Annotated in this window: 1 protein-coding gene and 1 pseudogene; one reads left to right on the plus strand and one right to left on the minus strand. The window is 68.0% G+C overall.

Features of this window, described 5'->3' with window-relative positions; genetic code table 11:
• Window positions 1–1443 (minus strand): annotated as a pseudogene (locus SREC43747_RS0119180) (glutamate synthase central domain-containing protein); the annotation flags it as partial.
• 48 nt (window positions 1444–1491) lie between these two features.
• Here SREC43747_RS0119180 and SREC43747_RS22115 point away from each other — a divergent pair.
• Window positions 1492–1579, plus strand: an 88-nt coding sequence (locus SREC43747_RS22115; protein ID WP_236623282.1) for a hypothetical protein, incomplete at its 3' end; no start/stop codon positions are given.

The raw sequence follows: 1579 nt of genomic DNA on the forward strand, positions 1-1579 counted from the left end.
CCACGGGTAGACCTTGTGCCCGGGCAGCTGGCCGCCTTCCCCGGGCTTGGCGCCCTGGGCCATCTTGATCTGGATGTCGTCGGCGTTGACCAGGTATTCGCTGGTCACCCCGAACCGACCGGAAGCGACCTGCTTGATGGCCGATCGACGGGAATCACCGTTCTCGTCCGGGGTGAACCGCTCCGGGTCCTCCCCGCCTTCCCCGGTGTTGGACTTGCCGCCCAGCCGGTTCATGGCGATGGCCAGCACCTCGTGCATCTCCTGGGAGATCGACCCGTAGGAGATGGCGCCGGTGGCGAACCGCTTGACGATCTCCGAAACCGGCTCGACTTCCTCGATCGGAACCGGCTTGCGCTCTCCGGTGCGGAATTTGAACAGCCCGCGCAGCGTCATCAGCTGCTTCGACTGCTCGTCGACCGCCCGGGTGTACTCCTTGAAGATGTCGTAGCGACCCGCCCGGGTGGAGTGCTGGAGCTTGAACACCGTGGTCGGGTTGAACAGGTGCGGTTCACCTTCCCGCCGCCACTGGTACTCGCCCCCGGTCGCCAGGGTGCGGTGCGGCGCGGTGACCCCGTCCGCCGGGTAAGCCCGGCGGTGCCGAGCGCCGACTTCCTCGGCCAGCACGTCGAATCCGACGCCACCGATCCGGGAGGTCGTTCCGGTGAAGCACTGCTCGATGACTTCTTCCCCGAGGCCGATCGCCTCGAAGATCTGGGCGCCGGTGTAGGAGGACACAGTGGACACGCCCATCTTGGACATGGTCTTGCGCACACCCTTGCCCAGCGCCTTGACCAGGTTGCTGACGGCGGTCTGCTCGTCCACCCCCTGGATGGTGCCGTTGCGGACCATCTCCCGCACCGTGCTGATCGCCAGGTACGGGTTGACAGCCGCGGCACCGTAGCCGAGGAGCAGCGCGATGTGGTGCACTTCGCGGGCATCGCCGGCTTCGACGATCAGCCCCACCTGGGTGCGCTTCTTCTCCCGCACCAGGTGGTGGTGCACAGCTCCGGTGGCCAGCAGCGACGGGATCGGGGCCCGCGAGGAGTCGGTGCTGCGGTCGGACAGGACCAGGATGTGCGCTCCGTTGTCGACCGCGGCCGAAGCTTCGGCGCAGAGCTCCTCCAGGCGGTGGCGCAGCGCTTCACCGCCGCCGGCGGCCCGGTAGGTCGCCTGCAGAACAGCGGGCTTGAACTCCGGGTGCTTCTCGCCGTCGAGGTGCAGCACCCTGGCCAGCTCCTCGTCGGTCAGCACCGGGAACGGGAGCACCAGCTGGCGGCACGCCTGCGGATCGTGGTCGAGCAGGTTGTGCCCCGCCCCCACGTGCGTGCGCAGCGAGGTGACCAGTTCCTCGCGGATCGCGTCCAGCGGCGGGTTGGTGACCTGCGCGAAGAGCTGGATGAAGTAGTCGAACAGCTGGCGCGGCCGATCGTTCAACGCCGCCAGCTGTTCGACTACTTCATCCAGCTCTTCGCGCAGGTCACCACCCCGCCGCTGGACGCGATCCGCGAGGAACTGGTCACCTCGCTGCGCACGCACGTGGGGGCGGGGCACAACCTGCTCGACCACGATCCGCAGGCGT

The organism is Saccharopolyspora rectivirgula DSM 43747, from assembly GCF_000497205.1.
GTDB classification, from domain to species: domain Bacteria; phylum Actinomycetota; class Actinomycetes; order Mycobacteriales; family Pseudonocardiaceae; genus Saccharopolyspora; species Saccharopolyspora rectivirgula.